Below are 3,367 nucleotides of genomic sequence, written 5' to 3'. Positions count from 1 at the left end.
GTGCCAAAAACCCTGTCAGGATCTTCATTGTTGTTGATTTACCTGCGCCATTTGGCCCTAGAAACCCTAAGACTTCACCAGGTTTGACAGTAAAGCTGATATTATTTACAGCGCAGAAGTCATCAAAATTTTTAGTAAGATTGGAAACTTGTATCATGGTTTACTCTGAATTGAATTAACTCTAGATTCATATTGTTATGATTAACATATTGACTCACGACAGACTCTTCTACAATGCGAGTCGACGGGTCTTCTCTGATCGTAAGGCCCGGCAGGAAAATATAGAGAGCGTACTCTTTAATTTCAAGTGTTTTCAGCAAAGCTTTCAAGGTAGTAATCTTTTGCCCCACAGATTTAACCTTGCGGTTACAAATATGTGAAAGACTTGAGATAAAGCAGCCACAGAGCTGTGATTTATGGCCGACAGCAAACAAGTGAATTTTGCCTTGAGGCAGGCTTGCCTATAAACTAGCCCACCAACATATACTGCTCGACAACTCGATTACATGATTCAGCCCATATACAGAAGTTAAGACGCTGAATGCTTGTAGTAGAGCAACCCGGTACTGCACATAATTGAACTAAACGGAGACCCTTAGTTTATGAGTCATTTTTTCGGATTAAGTTCTTTACTATTTAGCCTGCTAAGAAAAATTCTATTCTTGTGGGTTCGCGTTGAAGTAAAAGGTGCCGACACGGAAAGCCTTAAAATAGACCCGAACAAGCCGGTTTGTTATGTTTTACAATACAGCTCACTCTCTGCTCGTCTCGTCCTCGAAAACAGCTGCATTAAGTCTGGACTCCCTTCTGCCCAAGCACAACTCAAACTCAATGAAAACTCGGTTAGGCGCTCTTTTTTCTTCTTGTATGAACGTCAAGGAAACTGGTTTAAAAAACGCCAAACCCCTATGGTCACTAATCGGCTCAAACAAATCGTCAAGACCATTGCCGAGAGCAATAAAAATTCCGATATAGACCCATTGGACGTTCAACTTGTTCCGGTCACTTTATTTTGGGGTCGCTCCCCCGAAAAAGAAAAGTCATGGTTTAGATTACTTTTTTCTGACGGCTGGGCGGTATCCGGGCCTTTCAAAAAGCTCTTGATAATACTCCTTCACGGCCGTCGCAGCCTAGTACAATTCAATCAGCCACTTTCTGTGCAACAAATGCTCGAGGAAAGTAAGCAAGACGAGAAGATTTGTGCTCGAAAAGCCGCTCGTATTTTACGTGTTCACTTTCGTCGTGTACGCCAAACCGTGCTGGGCCCGAACCTATCTCACAGACAAAACCTCGTTCACGGCATTATTAATAGCGGCCCAGTGAAAGCCGCAATTGAGAAACACGCCAGTGAAGAAGGTAAGACACCAGCCCAGTCCAGACAAATAGCTTTAAGCTACGCAGACGAACTGGCTTCCAACTTACAAATATCCACCATCCATTTTCTTGAACGTTTACTCAATAAACTGTGGAATAAGATTTATAACGGTATCAGCGCTAACAATGTCGACAAAGTCCGTGATGTCACCAAAGATCACGCTGTCGTCTACGCACCTTGTCATCGTAGCCACATCGATTACCTATTACTTTCTTCCAAATTATTTGAAGAGGGAATCATGGTGCCACATATTGCAGCGGGCATTAACTTAAACCTTCCTATTGTCGGTTCAATTTTACGCCGCGGCGGTGCTTTCTTTATGCGCCGAAGCTTCAAGGGCAACCCTCTGTACTCAACGGTTTTCTCTGAGTATATCCACACCATTTTCAAACGCGGCTACTCAGTAGAGTACTTTGTTGAGGGTGGTAGAAGCCGCACAGGACGCACACTTTCGCCTCGCGCTGGCATGGTAGCGATGACTGTCACCTCCTATCTCCGTGACCAACAAAAGCCTATCGCCTTTGTACCCACCTATTTCGGCTATGAGAAAGTATTAGAGGGCAGTTCTTATCAAGGCGAGCTTCGTGGCAACAAGAAGCAAAAAGAGTCTATATTTGGCCTATTCAAATCACTTAAAAACCTACGCCGCTCTTTTGGTAAAGTTAGCTTGAACTTTGGTGAACCTATCTACCTTGAGGCCTACCTGGACCAACACCAAGAAAACTGGCGAGACTTTACGGGAATGCAAACCGAGAAACCGCAATGGTTGTCCGGTTTTGTCGACAAGCTCTCTCAGGAAATCGTTACCGGAATCAATAGCTCCGCTGCGATTAATCCTATTAATTTCACTGCCTTGGTACTACTGGCAACCGAACGCTATGCCATGGATGCGAAAGTACTAGGCCGCGTAATGAACTGCTTCAATAGCCTGTTAAAAGAACAACCTTACAGCGAAGATATCACTTTTGCCGAAGGTGATGGCTTTGACTGGATTGAGTACGCTGAAAATATGCACCTGGTCGAGAGGCAAAAACAAGAACTGGGCGACATTATTAGCCTGACCGATAGAAATGCTGTGTCGCTCACTTACAACCGAAATAATATACTTCACTTGTTCGCAATCCCCTCTTTGATCGCCTGTTTAATGCAAAATAACAGTCGCATTGAGAAAACTCAGCTATATAGCCTGTTCAAATCAATCTACCCTTACATTCAGGCAGAACTTTTCCTTCGCTGGAGCAGTGACGAGGTCGAAACAGTATTTGAAGACTGGCTAAAAGTACTCATCCAACACAAGCTGGTAATTGACAACGGTGAGTACATTACTCGTCCGGCAAGCGGCAGTGAGGCCTTCGTAAACTTGTCCATCTTATCTCGTTTGATCATCCAGACCTTGGAACGCTACTACATAGTTGTTGCCATTCTTACGCGTAGTGGTTCAGGGAAGCTTGATGCCGAAGAACTTGAAAAACAGAGTACACTTATGGCTGAACGCATGTCGATTCTCTTTGGTCTCAATGCCCCGGAGTTTTTTGACAAAGCACTGTTCCGAAACTTCATTGCAACGCTGCAAAAAAAGGAATTCTTAACACTTAATGGCGCCAATAAGTTGGTATACGGTGAAGATGTTGAACGTGTAATAGAGGAAGCAAAATTTGTTCTGAACGCAGAACTCCGCCAGGCAATTATGGAAGTGACAGCACTTGAAGCCTAAGAACTGTGCTCTCTATGTCAGCCTTACTCTGCTAGCGATGACAAGTGGCTGCGCTGTCAGCCCGCTACAACAAAGTGATCCTGAACCTAGTCTCAATTGGTGCCCACCACTGCCTAATTGCGTCTCAACTGAAGCAAGTACCTTTTTTCACAAAATAGATCAGTTTTCCCTATCCATGCCTTTTGAAAAGGCGTGGCCACATGTAGTTGCTAGTGTAAACCAGCTCCCTCGCACCGAGATTTCACATCAATATCAGGGCTATATTTACGCAAAAAGTT

3 protein-coding genes are annotated in these 3,367 nt (G+C 44.1%); 2 read left to right on the top strand and 1 reads right to left on the bottom strand.

Annotated features, from left to right (window positions below; translation table 11 throughout):
* On the bottom strand, positions 1-157 hold a 157-nt coding region (locus A3757_RS25370), incomplete at its 3' end, for an ATP-binding cassette domain-containing protein (protein WP_156506467.1).
* Positions 158-602: 445 nt separating this feature from the next.
* Here A3757_RS25370 and plsB point away from each other — a divergent pair.
* Positions 603-3,089 carry a glycerol-3-phosphate 1-O-acyltransferase PlsB gene (plsB, locus tag A3757_RS20980; protein ID WP_068514686.1) on the top strand — a complete coding sequence of 829 codons (2,487 nt, stop codon included), beginning with the start codon at positions 603-605 and terminating at the stop codon, positions 3,087-3,089.
* Positions 3,079-3,367 (top strand): DUF1499 domain-containing protein (locus A3757_RS27730; protein WP_231878345.1); only part of this gene is annotated, 289 nt, incomplete at its 3' end. The genes plsB and A3757_RS27730, both read left to right, overlap by 11 nt.

Source organism: Oleiphilus sp. HI0117 (assembly GCF_001635235.1).
The sequence above is the reverse complement of the archived record's forward strand: the minus strand, read 5'-3'. Positions and strand labels throughout refer to the sequence as shown.